Raw genomic sequence first — 18,798 nt, 5'->3', positions numbered from 1 at the left:
TCCTCCGCCCGCCCCCCCCCCCCCCCCCCCCTCCCCCGCCCCCCCCCCCCCCCCCCCCCACCCCCCCCCCCCCCCCCCCCCCCCCCGACCGACCGCACACGTCACGGCACCAATCCTCGACCGACACCACAACGTCGGAGGCGAGGTCGATCCCTACGGACAGAGGAAGACAGTGACCGACGACGGCGAAGTCCGTGTGCGCGTGATCGACGACGGCCGGGCGCTGGTGACACTCCCCCAGGTGGTGGACGCGACGGTCGCCCACGGAGTGCGCCAAGCCCTCCTGCACAGCATCAACGCGCTACCCGACCACATCGTCGACATCGACTTCGACTTCTCCGCAATCCGGATCCTGGACGACGCCGGCGCCGCGGCGATCGGCGCCGCCCGTCGCCACGCGTTCCTGCTCGGGCTACGCCCGGGACACCTCACCGCGAAACACCACACGAGCCAAGCTCCGGCCGACCCCGGGGAAACACCGCTCCGACGGTGAACGCCCGACGCCGTCGAGCATCGTGAACGCCGCCGGGCCGGCCGCGTGATCGGACGGCGTGAACGGGTGGCCGGCCCCCGTGTTCTCCCCGTTGCCCTCTCAGACGTTGACGCCGTAGTCCTTGGCGATGCCTGCCAGGCCCGAGCTGTAGCCCTGGCCGATCGCCCGGAACTTCCACTCGCCGTCGCGCCGATAGAGCCGGCCGAAGACCATGGCCGTCTGGTCGTGGGCGTCCTCGGTCAGTTCGTACCGGCACATCTCCACGCCCGTGGCCTGGTGAACAACGCGGATGTAGGCGTCGCGCACCCGGCCGAAGGTGTTGCCCGGGCCGTTGTCGTTGTGGATCGAGACCAGGAAGACCACGGCTTCCGCCTGCGCCGGAAGCAGATTGAAGTCCACGGCGATGTGCTCGTCGTCGCCCTCGCCCTCGCCGGTCTTGTTGTCACCGGTGTGGAGGACCGAATTCTCGGGCGTCGCGGGGTTGTTGAAGAACACGAAGTGGTTGTCCGACAGGACTCGCCCGTCGCCACCGAGTACGAGGGCGCTCGCGTCGAGGTCGACGTCGCCCGGACCGGTGTTGACCCGCCATCCCAGGCCGACCACAACGCTGGCGATGCCCGGTTCGGTACGGGAGAGGGAGAAGTTGCTGCCCTTGGAAACGTTCACAGCCATGGCGGATGCCCCCTGACGACGAAGCTCGATATGCATACGGAAACGGCGTGCATCGACCGTGGGCGGTCTTCACCGCAGGGTCGTAGGCCACCTGTCCGAGCACGATGAATCTACAGCATCGTAGAAGCTGAGGGTTGCCATCCGGTAGCCGTAGGATCAACGAACAGGGCTACACAAAGGAGGAGTTGTCTCCTGCGGCCACCACCGTGCCGCACGTGCCAACGTGGCAGCGGAGCGTCGTCTCCCACGCACGTCACTGTCCGCACGGCGCGCGAGTTCGTACGCCTCGGGTCATGTGTTCCGCCTCGGCCGGTCCGGCATGTGAGGGGTCCTACCCCGCCCGGTCGCGTCCGGCCAGGCGAGCCGGGAGGGCGTTGTACGCGGACAGTTCGTCTTCCCCGAGGTCGCCCGGCGGGCTTGGGAGCGGTCGTGCCGGCGGGCTTCACGTTCGTCGGAGCATGCATCGGGCGAACATCGCGGCCACGACGGCGAGCGCCGAAAGCTCGCCCAACCCCCACGCGTCGACCGCTGTGCCGACCTCGGCGCCGCCAAACCCGCCGGTGAACACGGCAACCCCGCTCCGGTCCTCAGGCTGCCGGCCCCCACTCCCAGGGCCACCCCCATCGCGCCGAACACACCACCGTCACCGCCCGCATCCGCGCCGGCCACCACACCGCCACCGATCGGTTCTCCCTCCGGCCCGTCTCCGGCCGTCCCGGCTTCGTCCCCGCCCGCCAACACCGACACGGCGGCCAAGGACGACGGCGATTCCTCGCCCGCCGCCCCCATCACCATCGGCATCGTCATAGTCCTGGCCGCGGCGGCGGATTCTGATGATGGCACCGCGAGACCGCATGATCGGCTGATCGACGCGTTCGTGTCCCGGCCCCCGACGAACCTCGGATCGGGACACGAACGTCGACGAGGCATCGAGAACGACGGCGGACGTCAACTTCCCCACCGGTTGCTCCGATGGCCTCCCTCACGCATACCGAACGCCCCTCCGGATGTGTTCGCCGCGGTCGGCGACAAAGCCTCACACGGTTGCACGACGGCGTAACCGTGGCCGGTGAAGTTGAGTGTCCAGCCCTCGCCGCCGGTCCGTCGCCTGCTCCAGATCCGCTGACTGGTGGCCTGGGCCTCCATCCGCACCATCAGGCCCGAACTCCAGCCGATCACCGCGCCCGTGTCCGCGAACACCTCTTTGTCGGGTGCTGCTCGCATGACCAGAGGTTCTCCGGTACACATGATCGCGACTTTGACCTGCCCTCGGATGTCGAGGTTGCAGGCGCTCACCACCTGCGCCGTGTAGGCACTGCCACGGCAAGGATGTTCCAAGTCAGGTGCGGGTCCAGCGGCAGGACGAAGTCCCCGTCGATTGCCAGGCCTTCGTTGTCGATGTCGAGGATGTAGACGTATTGCGCGAGGTGCGCGAGATAGACCAAGCCCATTTCGCGGCAGCGCATCAAGTCGAGTTACTCGCCGGTGGCGGCGAACGCCTGCCGGGCACCGGGCAATACGGGATAGCCCTCGAGTTCGACCGCGCCCTGATACGCGACCATGGACCCCTTCCGGGCCAGGACTTCGGAACCGGAGTGCTGATTCAAGCGCACGGCGAGCACCTGCGGGCTCTGCAATGCGAACCGATGGGAGTCGGGGGCCACCAAGTGCCGGAACATCGGGCTCTGCATGGCGGCCCACCTCTGCTTTCCGGGACCGGGTGGCTGCGTTCGAGGGCGTTCAGCCGTACCTTGCATTGCGGGTGCCACCGACCGCAGCGGTACTCTACAGCTCTGTAGAAGCCGGCGTCGGAACAGGGACCGGAGGCAATGTGACAATCCGTCAAAGTCCCGGCAAGCCGTCCGCGCGAGGCGGACGTCGCGGCCTGGGCGAGCTGGAATCCGAGGTGCTCGCGCTCCTGTGGGTCGCGGAGGGTGGCAGGACGGCCGCCTGGGTCCAGAGTGAATTGAGCGGTGATCTGGCCTACACGACCGTGGTGACCATCCTGTCGCGTCTGCACGCCAAGGGCCTGCTCGCCCGCGTCCGGTCCGGCCGGGCGTACGCGTACGCGCCCCTCGCCGACGAGGCCGGCATCGTGGCCCGCCGGATGCGCCAGCTCCTGGACCACGAGGCGGATCGGCAAGCCGTCCTGGCCAGCTTCGTCTCCGAGTTGTCCGCCGACGACGAGTCGATCCTGCGTACGCTGCTGGGTCAGGACGGTTCGGCCGAGAGTCGGGGCTGAGGCATGTGGCTCGCGCTGTACCTGCCGTTGGTGCTCCCGCTGACCGCGATCCCCGTGGCGCGGCTCGCGAGTGATCATCTGCACCCCCGCACGGCCACGCGGCTGTTGACCATCGTCTCGGTGGTCCTCGCCGCGTGCAGCACGGTCTGCCTCGCCCTGCTCGTCGTGGTCGGCACGGCGCAGTTGCCGGGGAATCCGCTGCCCGACGGCTCGTCCGATCCCGAGGTACGCGAAGCGATTCCCCATGTACGGTTCCTCGGGATCCTCGCCATTCCGGTCTTCGCCGGAGTCGTTTTCGGTGTCGTCGTCACCCACCGGCGGGGTCGCGCCGAGCACCGTCTGGCCCTGGAAGCCGTCGCGGGCGTGCCCACGACGACCGAACTGACCGTCCTGCCGGACGCGACGCCGTATGCCTATGCCTTGCGTGGGCCGCCGGATCGCATCGTGGTGTCCACCGGCATGCTCACGCCGTTGAACGACGAGGAACGTCGCGCGCTCATCGCCCACGAGCGGGCCCACTTGCGGGGCCGACACCACTTGGCGCTGACCGCGACACGGCTCGCGGCCTGCGCACACCCGCTGCTGCGGCCGATCGAGTCCGCGGTGGCCTATACGGTCGAGCGCTGGGCGGACGAGGACGCCGCCGAAGTCGTCGGCGATCGGCGCACCATCGCCTTGGCCGTGGGCAAGGCCGCACTGGCCTCGAAGACTCTCGCGTCGCCCGCCGCGCCGGCCTTCGCCGCTCCGGGACGGCTGCCCCGCCGCGTCGCCGCCCTGCTCGGACCGGCTCCGCTCGACACGTGGCCGAAACCGCGTTCGCGCGCGGGCATCGCCGCGCTCGTCGCCGCCATGGGAACGACCCTGTCCGTGCTGTCCTCAGTGAACGCGGCGATCGCCCTCGCCCTGCTTCTGATTGCCGCGACGCCGCTGTGACGGGCATCGATGGGATGCGCCCGATCGTCCTGGGAGCAGTATGGTCGGCGAGGGAGCATTTCGGCGGTCTGTGATCGGAGCTGCGAAGAGTCCCTCGAAAGTACTCGCGCCCTCCGGCCTCTTTGCTTTGCTTTTACAATCGAGTAGAAGTAGAGCGCCGTAGGACGCCCGGTCACTTTGCCGGCGGCCCACCCGATTCGCCGTAGAAGGGCACCCGCAGCACCGATGGACGTTCCGCTACTCGCTATTCCGACCCACTCGATCCACCGACCGGCGATGGGGGCGGTGAGCCGGTGATGGAGATCGTCTTTCTCGGTATCGCCGTCCTGCTCGTGCTCGCCTGCGGTCTCTTCGTCGCCGCCGAGTTCTCCCTCACCACCGTCGACCGGGGCACGGTCGAGCGGGCGGTCGTCGCCGGTGAACGCGGCGCGGCGGGGGTGTTGAAGGCCGTCCGGAGGCTGACCTTTCAGCTCTCCGGCGCGCAGCTGGGCATCACCGTCACCTCGCTCGTCATCGGCATGCTGGCCCAGAATTCCCTCGCCACGCTGCTCACGGGCCCGCTGAAAGCCATGGGCTGGTCGAGAGTTCCGGCCGAGACCACCGCACTCGTGTTGGGCGTCGCCCTGTCCACGGTTTTCCTGATGGTGTTCGGCGAACTCGTCCCGAAGAACTGGGCCATCTCGCATCCGCTGCCCGTGGCCAAGGCCGTGGCCGGGCCGCAACGGGCCTTCACCGCGGTGTTCTCACCACTGATCAACCACCTCAACAGCACCGCGAACCGGGCCGTACGCAGGCTCGGCATGGAGCCGGCGGAGGAACTCGCCTCGGCCCGCAGCCCCCAGGAGCTGGTCGCGCTGGCCCGGCACTCGGCGAAGGCCGGAACCCTCGACTCCGACACCGCCGACCTGTTCGCACGCGCCGTCACCCTGGGCGAGCTGTCCACCGAGCAGATCATGACGCCACGCGTGCGCGTGCACGGATTGCGCGTGTCGGCCACGGCCGCGGACGTGGTCAACCTGACCCGGGCCACGGGACATTCACGCTTTCCGATATTCACCGACAGCCTCGACGACGTCCAGGGCGTCATCCACCTCAAGCACGCCCTCGCGGTACCGGAGGCCGAACGCCTGCACCGCACCGTCGCCGAGCTCGGCCCCCGACCCGTACTGGTCCCGGACACGCTCCCCGTCGACGAACTGCTCGACCTGTTGAGCGGCGAGGAGACCATGGCGATCGTGGTGGACGAGCACGGCGGCACGGCCGGCGTGGTCACCCTCGAGGACATCGTCGAGGAGGTGGTCGGCGCCGTCCGCGACGAGCACGACCCGTACGAACGACCGGAGATCGTCGCCGACGGACACGACGACGAGGGCAACCCGCGGTGGGACGTGGACGGCGGATATCGCCTCGACCAACTCCACGAGCTCGGTCTCGACGCACCCGACGGCCCCTACGAGACGGTCGCCGGCCTGGTCGCCGACCAACTGTCGCGCATCCCCGCCCCTGGAGACGCGGTGATGGTGGACGGGTGGACGCTGACCGTCACCGAAGTCACCCGGCACCGCGCGGAACGCGTGCGCCTGATCGAGCCACCCAAGGTCGACGACACCGAGGACGAGAACGCATGACCGCCCTACAGCTCGTCATCGGGCTGCTCACGCTGCTCACCAACGCGTTCTTCGTCGGCGCCGAATTCGCCCTTATCTCGGTACGCCGCAGCCAGATCGAACCACGCGCCGAGGAAGGCGACCGTCGCGCGCGATCGGTGCTGTGGGGCCTGGAACACCTGTCCGCGCTGCTCGCCACCGCGCAACTGGGCATCACCATCTCCTCGCTCGTGCTCGGCATGGTCGCCGAGCCCGCCATCGCCCACCTCGCGGAGCCCGCCTTCGACGCGATCGGCGTCCCCGACGGCGCCGTCCACCCGATCGCGTTCGTGCTCGCGCTGTCCCTCGCCACCTATCTGCACATGCTCATCGGCGAAATGGTGCCCAAGAACATCGCCCTGGCCGCACCCGACCGCGCGGCCCTCATGCTCGGTCCCGGGCTCGTGTCCCTGACCAAGGCCCTGCGTCCGCTGATCTTCGGCATCAACACGATCGCCAACACCATCCTCAAGCTGTTCAAGGTCGAGGCCAAGGACGAGGTCAACGCCGCGTTCACCGGCGACGAACTCGCCGACATGGTCGACGAGGCGCGCGAGAACGGCCTGCTCGACCGTAGCGAGAGCGTCCTGCTTCGAGACGCCCTCGAACTCGGCGAGCGCCCCGTCTCGGAGGTCACGCTCCCGCTGTCCCGGGTGGTACGCGTGGGCCCCGACGTCTCACCGGCACGACTGGAGCAACTGACGGCCGAGACGGGCTACTCGCGATTCCCCGTCACCGACCAGGGCAGCGTTCTGGGCTACGTCCACGTCAAGGACGCCCTCGACGCCACCGATCGCGACGACCCCTTCGTCGCCGACGCGTTGCGCCCGATCACCAAGGTCGCCGCGGAAACCCGCCTGGACGACGTACTCACCGTCATGCGCCAAAGCGGCGCCCACCTGGCGGCCGTCACCGACGACAGCGGTGAACTCGTCGGCCTGGTCACCATGGCCGACGTATTGAAGGAACTCGTCGGCCACCGACCCAATCGGGTCTGATCGCACGAAGACGGCGTCCGCCCCGATGGGATCGGGGACGGACGCCGTCTTCACGGGCACCGGCAGGTCAGCGTCGGGCTCGGCCGAAGAAGATTCGGTAGAAGATCAGCAGGACCAGCGATCCGCCGATCGCCGCGCCCCAGGTCTTGAGGTCGAAGAAGTCCTTCTCGAAGGGGCGGTCGAAGACCTCGGCGGCGATCCACCCGCCCAGGGCCGCGCCGGCGATACCGATCAGGATCGTGATCAGGCACCCGCCCGGATCGCGTCCCGGGACCAGGAGCTTGGCGATGACGCCCGCGATGAGACCGAGGATGATCCACGCGATGATGCCCACGGTGTGTCCTGTCCTCCGAAAGTGGAGATGAAGCGACAACCACCCTGCACCCCGAGGGGTACGGCGGGGTCGTCGGGGTCGGCCGGAGTCGACGAGCCATCGACCAACCTGGGCTCCTACCCCTGAGGTTTCTCCAGGAGGTGCCACGGCGGCTGCGCGTACCTGGCTTCGGACCAACCCGCTTCTGCCCCGTTCGGCGAACCGTATGCCGCAGGGGCTGCACGTGCCTGGTCGAGGTGCGAGGGGCCGCCGAGCGGGCCGCGGGCGTTCGCCGCCCGATGCCACTGGTCCTCGGTCCAACCACGACTGCGAATCCGGGCTGCGCTGCTCCGGCCCGCCTGGATCAGCACGGACGCCAACGCCGGATCCCCGAACCGCTCGGGCCCGGCGACCGCGAACAACCCCAACCCCGAGCCGCCGGGCTGCGCCGCCCCGACGTTCGCAAGGCTCGACTGCGGGTACAGCGCGAGCCGCTCCGGGTACTTCCGACCGTGCTCCGGCAGCGGACCCTCCAATTCGTCATAGCGCTCGGACAGCCACCACGCCATGAACGCGCATCCGGCGCTCCCGGCGAGAACGAGCACGACCGCCAGGGCCACCCGAGCCGACCGCGGCCTGCTTCCCGCGCGGCCGGGTTCAGCAACTTCATGCCGAAGAGCCGCTCTCGACGGCCAGGACGGACGGGCTCTGCGCCGCCGCCACCCGCACCTCGACGAGCGACGCCACGCCACCGTGTCGTCGTAGTTCCTCGACCACCGCACCGGCGATCGGATCCCCCGGGGCCTGCGTCCCCGAATCGGCGACGCGACCGTCGGCCTCGATCCGCACGATCCCGCGCGCTTGCAAGGTCACCGTGGCCACGTCCGCCGCCCGACCCGGACCACCGGCCGGCAGCGCCGTCTCGAACAGGTCCGACGAACCCCGCTCCGGGACCGGCGCCCTCGGCGTCGTGAATGGACACCGGGAAGACGCTCTTGTCCACGTTCGCGGGCACCGCGACCAGGTTGACCTTGATCTGCTCGTCGTCGCCCTCACCGTCACCGGCGAGGTTGTCGCCCGTGTGCTGCACCGAACCGTCCGGGCTCATCAGGTTGTTGAAGAACACGAAGTCCTGATCGGACAACACCTTGCCGGACGCGTCACACAGCAGCGCACTCGCGTCCAGGTCGAAGTCCGTACCGGTCGTGGTGCGCACGTCCCAGCCCAAGCCGTATCACCACGGCCAACAGACCGGGGGCGGCCTTGGTCAGGGATACGTTTCCGCACTTGCTGAGGCTGACGCCCATCGCTTGTGTCCTCTCCGAGACGTCCGGATCGCGGTTCGGACCTTCGGACCACCGAGCATGGCCGAAGGAACTCCCGCCGCTCCTCACGTGGTTTCCGGTTCCGCTCCGGTGATTACCCGCGTCGGACCCGCCCCGCTTTGCTGACGCAGCGTCACGTCGAGGAGACGCTGAAGGTCTGTCGGGGGTGCATGGGGGACCGGTAGAGTTCCCGGTGGAGTGCCGGGAAGCCTGGTCGGCGAACAAGGGATCAATCTCTTCGCTGATCGGGGCTCACATCATGGTGCTGGTTGCCGTCCACGGTGTCGCACTCCCTCGTTCTCCCGGTACCGGGCTCCGGCCCGGCAACCCGGTCCGCACGGTGCACGTCCCTGCCGTTGCCCATCACCCGGGCCGGCGCGACCGCGGGCGACGGATTCCCCGGGGCGATCCGCATCACAGCCGACAGCATGGTGGTCCAAATTGCCGCGGCTTCGGCGGTGTTCGCGGTGCTGCTCACCGACAAGACGCACGTCCCGTGCCGGCCCACTCGCGTGGGCGGGTGCCCCCGCCGGGCACCGGGAGTACGTCACCGTGCGTACCGACACGCCCGCCACCACCCGGCCGCCGGGCGAACACCGGCCGCCACGCTCCCCGCTCGGCCAAGACACCGGTGCCCACCCACATGGACGAAGCCCCGAACGGCCGACTCGCGGTGTCGCCGCCACCGGCTCGACTTCGCGTCGATCCACCCTCGCGCCACCGCCCGCACCCACCCATCCGATAGGCACCCACCCCACTCGGACACCCCCAAGGACGGACCATGAACGGCAACCCCGCCTACCACGCGATAGCCCTTGCCGCGGCCACGATGATGCTGCTCCCGCTCGTCTGGGCGACCCACACGGGGCGCCTGCCACCCCGGGCAGGCCTGACGAGCCCGCGGTCGCGGCGACGCAGATCGTGGGGACTGGCGGCCGGGTGGGCGATAGCGCCGCTCAACGCCGTGCCCCGGATCGCCGACGCCGCGCCACCGGTGGTGGCCGCCTGCACCATGGCCGGAGGGGCACTGCTGCTGGCCGGTCTCGCCCTGATCGCCACCGCCGCGCGGATCGAGCACGCCGACACCGCGCCCCGGGCCGAGGCCGCGCTGTGACCGCCCCCGTCATCGATCGCAACGCCCAGCGCCTGGCCGCTGCCGCCGCCGTCCTGATCCTGGTCGCGGCCGGCTGCATGATCTGGGCTGCCCAACACACCGACGGCTTGCCCGACCGCGCGTGCTGGGGTTCGATCAACGCGCAGGTCCTCGAAAACGCCGCGCCCCGCGACGGCGCGTGGAAGGTGAAGGAGGGCACCGACCACTGGGGCGATGCGACCTGCACCATCCGCAAAGGCGACTGGACCACCACGGTCACCGTCATGAAAACCGCGCTGCGCACACACCTGTGGTGGCAACTCGGCGCCGTACCCCTGGGGGGCCGCCTGCCCGGCATGGTCAAACCGGGCCAGAAGCACACCGACGGATGGCTGTATCTCGGGCCGTGCGGCGACCGCATCGTCAACGCCGACGTCCCCTCCGCCGGCACCGACGACCGGGCGAGCATCGACCTGACCGCCCGCCTGCTGCTCGCCGTCGGCGACACCCGCATCCGCGAGTGCGGCGGGCAAACCCCCTTCCCCGCCGCCCACCTGCAAGAACTCGACCCCCACCCCCGCAACACAGGCCCCACCCCCTGCGGCATCCCCGGACTGCCGCCGTCCCTGGACGGCAACGGCGAAGACCTGGCCCAACTGGGCGCCATCGACATCGCCGACGCCATCAGCCGCTGCGCCGTCATCAAGCGCGAAGACGCCGCCGGCTCCGCCGCGTTCGGCCCCGGCCTGCTCGGCGTCACCCTCGTCCACGACCCCAAGGTCGTGGCCGCCCTCTCACCCACCGGCATCCGCGCCACCGTCACCGCCACACGCGGCGCCCAACTCGTCCTCACCGACGAGGACCTGCGCTACGACCGCGACGGCGTCACCGAAGTCGTCTGCGGCACCGAACGCCGCTACGTCCACCTGATCACCACGGGCACCGACGCCGACCACGCCCACAGCAAACGAGCCGTCCTCAACCTCGTCGCGGAAAGCCTCGGCTGCGGATGAGCACACACCTTCCCCCGCGGAACCAAGCCCCCACCCGCCGACTCGAAAGGCCACCCGTGGACGACCTTCGTCGCCTCTTCCGTCCCGACGCCGCACGAGGTGCCCGGACGCGGGGGGTAGCAGCGGCGCTGACGCTGTCGGCCGTCTTCGTGACCGGCTGCGGTAATGACGGCGATGGCGAGCCGACCACCGACAGCGCGGCCGCGGCGCGTGCCGAGCGCGCAAACGCGGCAATGGAGGCAACGACCTTCCACGCCACGGGGACGACCACCTCGGTGTCCAATGTCACCGTCGAAACCTGGTACGACCCCGCCCAGGGCCTGCATTCCGTCGTCAAACGCAACTTCGAGGTCATCGGCCGAATCATCTGCCGTGACGGAGTCTCCGCGACGAGCCGGTCACTCACCAGCGACAACCCGGCGGACGCCACCGACTACGTCCTCTCCCGAGTGCCCGGCGGCTGCTCCCGACTGTTCACGATCCCCGTTTCCCCGGGGGCGACCCTGACCTTCGGCAACAGCGGTGCCGTCGACGGCACCCGGACCGACACCGTCAACGCGACGACGGAACGGGAGACCGCCCTCTTCCGCGTCGCCGCCGAAGGACCGCCCCACATCCTGCGCCAGGAATCCACCCGCGCCCACCTGACCGCTCACACCGACTACGGCGACTTCGGCAAACCCGTCACGATCCCGCCCCTGCCCCCGCAATGACCCGGGATTCCGGCGAACCGGCCGCATACGGATGCCCTGTGGCCCCGCCGGACGGGCGTGTTCCGCCTCCGTGCCCCACTCGCCCCGCACGTATCGCCGCGTTCGTGATCGCAGCGGCAGGCGACCGAACCACCTCGAACGAGATCCAGCCCACAACCATGCCGCACAGCCAGCCGGGCCCGCCCGCCGACCAGGTCGCCTTGTAGAGAGAGCCTTCCCGATTCCCTCGAAGTGCGCGCCGGGAGCACAAAGAACACCTCGAACGCGCACGACGGGCCCCTGTCCATGGGAATTCGACGCACGGTCACACGTCGACCGCCCGGCCGCAGACCGTCCCACCCCGGAGAGCACCGTGTCCGACGCGCACGACCGACCGGCAACACCCGCGCCGCGCCGCCGCGACCCGGCGCCGTCGGCGCGCGCCCACACCACACGTTCGATCCCCTTGGACGCCGGCGCCCCCGGCGTCGTCGCCGCCGCGCGGACAGCCGCACGCGCCTTCGTCACCGACCACCCCCGCGCCGACGACACCCTCGTCGAGACGGTGGGACTCGTCGTCAGCGAACTGGTCACCAACGCCGTCCGCCATGCCCCCGGCCCCTGCGTCCTGGAACTGGAGCACACCGAAGCCCGGGTACGCGTGACCGTGCACGACACCGCCGGGGCCCACCCCACTCCGCGCCCCCGCGACCCGCAGCGACCCCACGGCCACGGCCTCGAACTGGTGCGCTCCCTCGCCGTCCTCTCGGTCCTCGACACCCCCACCGGCAAAGCCGTCACCGCCCGAGTCCCCTACTCCCGCACGGGCCCCGACCCCGAGACGGTCACATGAGCGAGCACGCGAGGCCGGGACAGGGCACGGCCGACACCGGCAAATCCGAGTCGCGGTACGGATTCCGCGTCCCGCCCTGGTCACCGATCAGATCGGTCGGCCGTTCGCGTGCTCCTCGATCCGGCGTCGCACCGCGTCCAGGTGCCGCCGAAGGGCATCGATCCGTTCCTGCGCCGTGGCACCATCGAGCCCGGCCGCGGCCGGCGGCGGTTCAGGGAGCGCGATACCGAGGTCGCGGGCCCTCGACTCGATCCGGGCCACCCGGTCCGCGAGTTCGGCACTGTGCTTCTCGACGGCGGCCCGCCGTTCGCGCCGCCGTCCGCCCATCTCGCGCACCCGCGCCTCGTGGGCCACCGGAGTTCCGCCGGCCCGCAGCCACGCGGTCCGCAACTCCCGATGCAGCCGGGCGAGATCCGCAGGGGCCTCCGGGGGCGCTTCGGTGTGCCCCACGGGATAGCGGCTCCGGTCCAGGATCTTGATCTCGCCGAGGCTGCGATCCAGGCCGCCGAGCACCGAGCCGTGCAGGAACCCGGGAACCCACACGGTGGCGTGATCGCGCATGCGCAGCACGACCCGCCAACGTCCCGCAGCCGAGGAACGCACGGTCCGCCGGGCCAACTCCACCTCCGCCACCTCCGCCCACCGGATGCGCCTGCTCGCGAAGACGCCGACCACCACGGCACCGTCCGGCCCAAGGATCACCCGACGCAAGGATCCCCGGACACACACCAGCGTCAACACCGTCCACAACACCCACGGCACCGGGCCATGGGGAAGACGGGACGCGAACGGCCCACGCCCCGCAACGACCGCGAGCAGATTCAGCACGAGGACACCGCACCCGAACACGGCCGCCGCAGCCGGAAGGACGAGCCGCCCGCGGTACCGCAGGGTCCTTGTTTCCCCACGTTGCCTGCCCATCGCACCCGACCCCTGTCATCCGCTGGGGAACCCGCCCGGGGCGCGCGGGATCCGTGCGTGCACCGCGCCGCCGCGACCGGCCCGCCGACCTGTCGGCAACGGCCCACGAACCGTGCCGGACGGGCTCGATGCTGGCGCAACGGCCCGGCCGCGTGCACTGCCGCATTCCGGCAGTGTTCGCGCTGTCTTCGCGCAGGTCCGCCACGATTGGCCCTCGGTCGGTGCTCGGTCCGAGTTCGGTCCGTCCCGACGGAAACACTCGGCCCAGACCACGTCCGAGACCATCCGCTGCGAGGCCAGGCCTGTCCCGGCGTGGGACGGAGCCCCCGACAGGGGATGCGTCCGTCGACGACGGGGGCCCGAACTGGGCCCGTGCCCCAGGACGTCCTGTGGGCGATGCCGGACGACGCCAACGAGGGTTCGGCGGTGGGGCGTGCGCCCTTGTGCTGAATCGGCCCGGCTCATGCCCGCACGGGAGGACCCGACGGACGGGTACCCGCAGCGCCGCCACGTCCGGGCAGCGTAATCATTCCCGGCTGTCCCCGCCGTCGCCTCGGAATCGGGCACCCTCTCGAATCGCCTCGGTCATCGACACGAGTGCCGGCCCCGATGGGGCCGGGTCGGCGAGAGCGTCCTGATGCGTCGATGTGAGGACCACGGCGATGTCGCCGTCGCCGGCGACAGGCAGCCGCGCCGTCGCGACCGTTCCTCGGCCGGGAGTGACCATCACCGTGCCCGGCCCCGCGGCGGTGGCATCGCGCAGGAACCCGACCAGGTCGTCGGTCTTCAACGCGCCGCCCCTTTGGATCACCGGGGCGAACATGTTGATCGCGGTGTCGGCGGCGGAGCTGCCCACCACGTGTACTTCCAGTCGTGAAGCGCCGACCTCGTAGTTGCAGGTGATGCCCCACACGGCCGGACTCGCCGGGATCTCGGGCCCGGCGGGCGCGGTGCCGACGGCGGGTGTGGCGGGCTGCGCGGGACGCGCCGGGGTCTCGCTGCCCTCGCTCTGCGGGTCTCCGGGCCGGACCGGTTGCGTGATCCCGGCCGCGCGGGCCGCCGCGGCGACATCGAAACGGAAGGGACAGGGCGTGCCCTTGTCGACCTTGCGCGTGCGCTCGCGCAGGTCCTGCACGGACATCGCCTCGTCCTCGTGGGGCGAGTCCGAGGTGCATCCGGAGGCGACCACGACGGCCGAAAGGCCCAGCGCCGCGATCGCCGTGCGTGTTGTTCCCGAGGCAGTGATCATCCGCAAGAAACTACCCTCGTGATCACGGACGCCGCCCGGCGGGAGTTCGCCGCCGTACCCGTTGCGCCGCACGGATATCCGCGCACCGGCCCTCGCGGCACCGATTCGGGAGGCCCACTGCCGGGTTCCGGCAGCGAAGAGGGCCCTCGCCGGTATCTCTTCCTCCCTGTCGCGGCCGCGTCAAGAGCGTGTAAGTTCCTCCTCGGTGTGCCGGGAAGCCTGGTCGGCGGTCAAGAGAACTCTCTTCGTCGATCGGGGGCTTGTCGTGGTGCTCATCGCGGTGTTCGGTGTCGCGCTTCTGGTTGCGGTGCTGTTGTCCGGTTTGGCAGCGCGATCGGTGTTGTCCACATCGTTGCTGTTCCTGGGCGGCGGCGCGCTGGTCGGCGACGGCTTCCTGGGGCTGATCCACATCACCCCGGACAGCGGGATCGTCTCGGTCACCGCCGACCTGGCGTTGTTCGCGGTGCTGTTCACCGACGGCATGCACGTCTCCTTCCCCAAACTGCGCACCACCTGGCGCAACCCCGCCCGCGCACTCGGTGTGGGGATGCCGTTGGCGTTCGTCGGCATGGCGTTGGCCACGCACTACCTCGTCGGCCTGGACTGGACCACCTCGTTCCTGGTCGGGGCCGTGCTCGCACCGACGGACCCGGTGTTCGCGTCGGCGATCGTCGGGCGCAAGGAAGTCCCGGCCCGGTTGCGCGAGTTGCTCAACGTCGAGAGCGGCGTCAACGACGGCCTCGCCCTGCCGGTCGTCCTGCTGCTGATCGCCGCCGCCGGACCCACCGCGCACTCCGCCGAGGCGTCACCGGCGAAGATCGGCGCCGAACTGGTCTCCGGACTCGCCCTGGGCGTCGTGCTGCCGCTGCTGGTCCACCTGCTCACCCGGTTCAGGCTGTTGGGCGCCGAACCCAAACTGCAGCCGCTGTTGCCGTTGGCGACCGGGGTGATCCTGTACGCGACCTGCCACCTCACCCACGCCAACCCCTACCTCGCCGCGTTCTCCGCCGGCGCCGTCCTGGCATCGATCTCACCGGAGTCCAAGGCGGTGTTCGAGCCGCTCGGGGAGGCACTGTCGGAGCTGGCGAAATTCGCCGCGCTGCTGGTGTTCGGGGCGCTGCTGACGCCGAGCCTGTTCGGGGACCTGTCGGTGGGCGGCTACGTCGCGGTGGTGTTGGCGATCGTGGTGATCCGCCCGGCCTCGCTCCTGGTGTCGCTGGTGGGCACCGACATCGACCGGCGCGAGCGCCTGGCCGCGGCGTGGTTCGGGCCCAAGGGATTCGCGTCCGTCGTCTACGGCCTGTTGGTGCTCCAGTCGGGCATCCCGCACGGCGAGGACGCATACACCGTGATCGCGGTGTGCATAGCCTTCTCGATCGTCGCGCACAGCAGCACGGACGTTCCCGTCGCCCGCGCCTTCGACGTCGAGGACCTCGTCGGCATCCCCGACGACGACGCGGCCCCCGTCCACGCCGTGGCCGTCAAGAAGCCGCACGTGCACACACCAGGAACCGGAACCACCGCCGGCGAGCAAAAAGGGAGTTCGTGATGCGCGCACATGACCTGGTGAACGAGCACTCGGGCGAGTCCCCACCCGTCGCGCGCGACGACCGGTCACCGGTACTTCCCCACCACACGCCCGGGAGGATGCGCATGACCCGCGCCGCGATACCCGACGACTACCTCGACACCTACACTCACATGCTCGCGGAGGTCTCCACCACCGGCCGCCGCCTGCGTCGCCCCGAACTCGACGCGCTGCGCGCGCAAGGCGAATACGCCGCCGAAGCCGGCTACGGATGGCGCGAACTCATCACCCTCTACCTCGCCGAAACCCGCAAACACTGGACCACCCTCCCCGGCATCGCCCGCCCCACGAACACCACCCGAGCCGCCACCGCCGGCGCCGACGTCATAACGGCCCTCGAAGCCGCCGTCGACGCCCTCGCCCGAGGCCACGAACACGCCCAACGCCTGGCGGTCCGTCAGGAGGAGGCGGCACGCCGCGAGTTCATCGACGACCTCCTGTACGGGCGCAGCGACCTGGGGCGCCTGGCCGAGCGCGCCGAACGCTTCGGACTGCGCTTGGCGCACGCCCACGCGGTGGCCGTCGCCGTCGGCGGCGACCCGTACGACGACGTCCACCCCCTGGTCCGGCGGGTCGAACGCGAACTCGTCGGCCGCTTCGGCGACCGCGACATCCTGCTCACCACCAAGGACGGCCGCATGGTCTGCATCGCGGCAAGCACCGAACGCGCCGCACTCGACGCCTTCGCCAAATACGCCACCCATCCCGGCGGTGACCGAGCCGGGGCGGACACCGTCGCCTTCGGCCGCCCGCACACCGGCGCCGGCGGAGTCGTGCGCTCCTACGAGGAAGCCCTCGCCGCCCTCGACCTCGCCACCCGCCTGGACCTGCCCGCCACCTTCCTGCACGCCGCCGACCTGCTGGTCTTCCCCGTCCTGATGCGCGACCGAGCCGCCATGGCCGACCTCGTCCGCACCGTTCTGGGACCCCTCGAACAGGCACGCGGCGGCCCCGACCCGCTCCTGGAAACCCTCACAGTCCTGGCCGAGGCCGGCTACAACGGCGCCGAAGCCGCCCGCCGCCTCAACATCATCCCCCGCACCCTGTCCTACCGCCTCCAACGCATCAAAACCCTCACCGGCTACGACACCACCGACCCCATGCAACGCTTCACCCTCGAAACCGCCGCCATGGGCGCCCGACTGCTGGGCTGGCCGGACCACGAGCAACCGTGAACGCCCTGGCGGAAGGCCCTGCCCCCGGCCGAGCGTGCGCGCCCTCATCCACCGGCGGGACCGCGTCGGAAGCCCGACCGGGTACGACCTCGCCGGAACCTTCCCGCCGCCGCCGTGAACGCGCCCGTCCGTTGCGGCACCGATCGCGAGTGTGCGGCCGATCCCGCCTGGTTAAGGTGTGAGCAACGCGTCGATGGCGCGGGGTGTGCCGGGAAGTCTGGTCGGCGTCGGTGGGCGAGTGCGCCCTTCAACCAGTCCGGAAGGCACCATCGTCATGGCATCCGAGAAGGAACCCCGCACCTTTCTGGGGTTGCCGTCGTGGCCGGAGCGGGCTGCGGTGGCGTCCGCGCTGCGCACCGAGACCGTCGGCGGAATCGTGCTGCTCGTCGCCGCAGTGGTGGCGCTGGCGTGGGCGAACTCCCCCTGGAGCAGCAGCTATGCCGACGCGCGGGACTTCCACTTCGGGATCTCCGCGCTCGGCCTGGACCTGTCGGTGGGGCACTGGAGCGCGGACGGGCTGCTGACGGTGTTCTTCCTGGTCGCCGGGATCGAGCTGAAACGCGAACTGGTCGTCGGCGAGTTGCGCACCCCGGCCACCGCGGCCCTGCCGGTGGTTGCCGCGGTGTGCGGGATGGCGGTGCCCGCCGCGGTCTACCTGACCACCGTCGGCGTCGGCGGGGGCAGCACCCAGGGGTGGGCGGTGCCCATGGCCACCGACATCGCCTTCGCCCTGGCCGTCCTCGCCGTGCTCTCCACCCATCTGCCGTCCGCGCTGCGGGCGTTCCTGCTCACCCTCGCCGTCGTCGACGACCTCGGCGCCATCCTGATCATCGCCCTGTTCTTCACCTCCGACCTCAACCCCCTCGCCCTTGCCGGCGCGGCCGCCGGGCTGGTGGTCTTCTACGTCCTGCAGCGGCTGCGGGTGCGCGGCTGGTGGTGGTACACCCCGCTCGGCGTGGCGATCTGGGCGCTGATGTACAACGGTGGCGTGCACGCCACCGTTGCCGGCGTCGCCATGGGACTGATCCTGCGTACCCGCCCCGACGACGGCACCGGACCCCATCCCCACGAGGACGCCTCGCCGGGAGACCGCGCCGCGCACCTGCTGCGCCCGGTCTCCGCCGCGCTGGCCGCACCGCTGTTCGCGCTCTTCGCCGCCGGCGTCACACTCTCCGGGCCCGCGCTGGGCGAGGTGTTCACCCACCCCGAAGCGCTCGGCGTGGTCTTGGGGCTGGTCACCGGAAAGACTGTCGGGATCTTCGCAGGCACCTATTTGGCGGCGCGCTTCACTCGCGCCCGCCTCAACCCCGACCTCGCATGGGCCGACGTCCTCGCCCTCGCCGTCCTGGCCGGCATCGGCTTCACCGTCGCCCTCCTCATCGGCGAACTCGCCTTCACCGACCCGGCCACCGCGGAACACGTCAAAGCCGCCGTCCTGGTCGGCTCCCTGCTCGCCGCCGCCCTGGCAGTGCCGCTCCTCAAACGCCGTGACGTGCTCTACCGCAGGTTGTTCAAGGCCGAGAACGCCGACCTCGACCACGACGGCATCCCCGACATCCACCAACACCCATGACACCGACCGACAACCGCCG

General features: G+C 70.5%; 21 protein-coding genes and 1 pseudogene. 12 read left to right on the top strand and 10 right to left on the bottom strand.

Annotation, left to right across the window (positions count from 1 at the left end):
- Positions 1–172 precede the first annotated feature (172 nt).
- The gene (locus ACZ4FV_RS31855) at positions 173–493 is read left to right on the top strand and encodes a hypothetical protein (protein ID WP_395874005.1); all 321 of its coding nucleotides are present in this window, start codon (positions 173–175) and stop codon (positions 491–493) included.
- 99 nt (positions 494–592) lie between these two features.
- Here ACZ4FV_RS31855 and ACZ4FV_RS31850 read toward each other — a convergent pair whose 3' ends face one another.
- From ACZ4FV_RS31850 to ACZ4FV_RS31835, 4 genes are all read right to left on the bottom strand, one after another.
- On the bottom strand, positions 593–1,165 hold the full coding sequence (locus ACZ4FV_RS31850; RefSeq protein ID WP_465323872.1) for a TerD family protein: 573 nt from the start codon (positions 1,163–1,165) through the stop codon (positions 593–595).
- 948 nt (positions 1,166–2,113) lie between these two features.
- A complete protein-coding gene (locus ACZ4FV_RS31845) occupies positions 2,114–2,389 on the bottom strand; it encodes an AIM24 family protein (RefSeq protein ID WP_465323871.1) in 276 nt (91 codons plus the stop codon).
- Between the two features lie 68 nt (positions 2,390–2,457).
- Positions 2,458–2,616, bottom strand: a complete 159-nt coding sequence (locus tag ACZ4FV_RS31840) for a hypothetical protein (protein WP_465323870.1) — start codon at positions 2,614–2,616, stop codon at positions 2,458–2,460.
- 24 nt (positions 2,617–2,640) lie between these two features.
- Complete coding sequence (locus ACZ4FV_RS31835) at positions 2,641–2,856, bottom strand: hypothetical protein (RefSeq protein WP_465323869.1); 216 nt, start codon at positions 2,854–2,856, stop codon at positions 2,641–2,643.
- Between the two features lie 140 nt (positions 2,857–2,996).
- Here ACZ4FV_RS31835 and ACZ4FV_RS31830 point away from each other — a divergent pair, with 140 nt between their 5' ends.
- The 4 genes from ACZ4FV_RS31830 to ACZ4FV_RS31815 all read left to right on the top strand — a co-directional run bounded on the left by ACZ4FV_RS31830 (position 2,997) and on the right by ACZ4FV_RS31815 (position 6,984).
- Positions 2,997–3,407, top strand: a complete 411-nt coding sequence (locus tag ACZ4FV_RS31830; protein WP_465323868.1) for a BlaI/MecI/CopY family transcriptional regulator — start codon at positions 2,997–2,999, stop codon at positions 3,405–3,407.
- 3 nt (positions 3,408–3,410) lie between these two features.
- Complete coding sequence (locus tag ACZ4FV_RS31825) at positions 3,411–4,340, top strand: M56 family metallopeptidase (protein ID WP_465323867.1); 930 nt, start codon at positions 3,411–3,413, stop codon at positions 4,338–4,340.
- Positions 4,341–4,633: 293 nt separating this feature from the next.
- Entirely contained in the window at positions 4,634–5,968 is a 1,335-nt protein-coding gene (locus tag ACZ4FV_RS31820) for a hemolysin family protein (RefSeq protein WP_465323866.1), read from the top strand.
- Positions 5,965–6,984, top strand: coding sequence for a hemolysin family protein (locus ACZ4FV_RS31815; RefSeq protein WP_465323865.1), 1,020 nt, complete (start codon positions 5,965–5,967; stop codon positions 6,982–6,984). The genes ACZ4FV_RS31820 and ACZ4FV_RS31815 overlap by 4 nt, the downstream gene beginning before the upstream one ends.
- 67 nt (positions 6,985–7,051) lie before the next feature.
- Here the strand turns inward: ACZ4FV_RS31815 and ACZ4FV_RS31810 are convergent, their stop codons facing one another.
- From ACZ4FV_RS31810 to ACZ4FV_RS31795, 4 genes and pseudogenes are all read right to left on the bottom strand, one after another.
- Entirely contained in the window at positions 7,052–7,318 is a 267-nt protein-coding gene (locus ACZ4FV_RS31810; RefSeq protein WP_465323864.1) for a GlsB/YeaQ/YmgE family stress response membrane protein, read from the bottom strand.
- Positions 7,319–7,434: 116 nt separating this feature from the next.
- Entirely contained in the window at positions 7,435–7,902 is a 468-nt protein-coding gene (locus ACZ4FV_RS31805; protein ID WP_465323863.1) for a hypothetical protein, read from the bottom strand.
- Positions 7,903–7,963: 61 nt separating this feature from the next.
- Positions 7,964–8,212, bottom strand: coding sequence for a hypothetical protein (locus ACZ4FV_RS31800; RefSeq protein ID WP_465323877.1), 249 nt, complete (start codon positions 8,210–8,212; stop codon positions 7,964–7,966).
- 19 nt (positions 8,213–8,231) lie between these two features.
- Positions 8,232–8,604, bottom strand: a pseudogene (locus ACZ4FV_RS31795) (TerD family protein); the annotation flags it as partial.
- A gap of 799 nt (positions 8,605–9,403) precedes the next feature.
- Here ACZ4FV_RS31795 and ACZ4FV_RS31790 point away from each other — a divergent pair.
- The 4 genes from ACZ4FV_RS31790 to ACZ4FV_RS31775 all read left to right on the top strand — a co-directional run bounded on the left by ACZ4FV_RS31790 (position 9,404) and on the right by ACZ4FV_RS31775 (position 12,273).
- Positions 9,404–9,736, top strand: coding sequence for a hypothetical protein (locus ACZ4FV_RS31790; protein WP_395873995.1), 333 nt, complete (start codon positions 9,404–9,406; stop codon positions 9,734–9,736).
- A complete protein-coding gene (locus ACZ4FV_RS31785) occupies positions 9,733–10,728 on the top strand; it encodes a hypothetical protein (RefSeq protein ID WP_465323862.1) in 996 nt (331 codons plus the stop codon). Before ACZ4FV_RS31790 ends, ACZ4FV_RS31785 begins: the two co-directional genes overlap by 4 nt.
- 233 nt (positions 10,729–10,961) lie before the next feature.
- Positions 10,962–11,441 (top strand): hypothetical protein, encoded by a 480-nt coding sequence (locus ACZ4FV_RS31780; protein ID WP_465323861.1) that lies wholly within the window; start codon positions 10,962–10,964, stop codon positions 11,439–11,441.
- Between the two features lie 352 nt (positions 11,442–11,793).
- Positions 11,794–12,273: an ATP-binding protein gene (locus tag ACZ4FV_RS31775; protein WP_465323860.1), complete on the top strand. Its 480-nt coding sequence runs from the start codon at positions 11,794–11,796 to the stop codon at positions 12,271–12,273.
- Between the two features lie 87 nt (positions 12,274–12,360).
- On the opposite strand, the gene ACZ4FV_RS31770 is transcribed toward ACZ4FV_RS31775, so the two are convergent.
- Complete coding sequence (locus ACZ4FV_RS31770) at positions 12,361–13,101, bottom strand: PH domain-containing protein (protein WP_465323859.1); 741 nt, start codon at positions 13,099–13,101, stop codon at positions 12,361–12,363.
- A 619-nt stretch (positions 13,102–13,720) separates the two neighbouring features.
- On the bottom strand, positions 13,721–14,443 hold the full coding sequence (locus ACZ4FV_RS31765) for a hypothetical protein (protein ID WP_395873985.1): 723 nt from the start codon (positions 14,441–14,443) through the stop codon (positions 13,721–13,723).
- A gap of 265 nt (positions 14,444–14,708) precedes the next feature.
- On the opposite strand from ACZ4FV_RS31765, the gene ACZ4FV_RS31760 reads away from it, so the two are divergent.
- From ACZ4FV_RS31760 to nhaA, 3 genes are all read left to right on the top strand, one after another.
- Complete coding sequence (locus tag ACZ4FV_RS31760; RefSeq protein WP_465323876.1) at positions 14,709–15,992, top strand: cation:proton antiporter; 1,284 nt, start codon at positions 14,709–14,711, stop codon at positions 15,990–15,992.
- A gap of 104 nt (positions 15,993–16,096) precedes the next feature.
- On the top strand, positions 16,097–17,206 hold the full coding sequence (locus tag ACZ4FV_RS31755; protein ID WP_395874019.1) for a PucR family transcriptional regulator: 1,110 nt from the start codon (positions 16,097–16,099) through the stop codon (positions 17,204–17,206).
- Between the two features lie 274 nt (positions 17,207–17,480).
- Positions 17,481–18,779 carry a Na+/H+ antiporter NhaA gene (gene nhaA, locus ACZ4FV_RS31750; protein WP_465323858.1) on the top strand — a complete coding sequence of 433 codons (1,299 nt, stop codon included), beginning with the start codon at positions 17,481–17,483 and terminating at the stop codon, positions 18,777–18,779.
- Positions 18,780–18,798: the final 19 nt, after the last annotated feature.

The organism is Embleya sp. NPDC025285 (assembly GCF_055558835.1).
This window is presented reverse-complemented; position numbering and strand designations above follow the sequence as displayed.